Annotated in this window: 1 pseudogene; it reads left to right on the plus strand. The window is 42.6% G+C overall.

What is annotated here, in order from left to right:
• Nucleotides 1-16: 16 nt before the first annotated feature.
• Nucleotides 17-272: pseudogene (locus FS628_RS30590) on the plus strand (hypothetical protein); the annotation flags it as partial.

Raw genomic sequence — 272 nt, forward strand, 5'->3', positions numbered from 1 at the left:
TTGATTGGGAGATTTTATGATGGAAGGGAGGAGTAGGAATGAGATGGAGTATACAGTGGAGGAATGTGTGGGATTGATGGTGGGTTTGAGGGATGGGAAAGGAGTAGGGTTAGTTGCAAGGGGGTTGAAAGGTTATGATATTACAAGAGAGGAATTGTGTGTGTTATTTAATGTTGAGGGAGGTGAAGGTGTGAAGGGAGTTGGGTATACTGAGAATGAGGTTGATAAAGTATGGGTGAAATTGAAAAAGGATGTTAGTACAGGGGATTGGG

Origin of the sequence: Paenibacillus xylanexedens, from assembly GCF_007676705.1 — a bacterium.
Lineage (GTDB): Bacteria > Bacillota > Bacilli > Paenibacillales > Paenibacillaceae > Paenibacillus > Paenibacillus xylanexedens_C.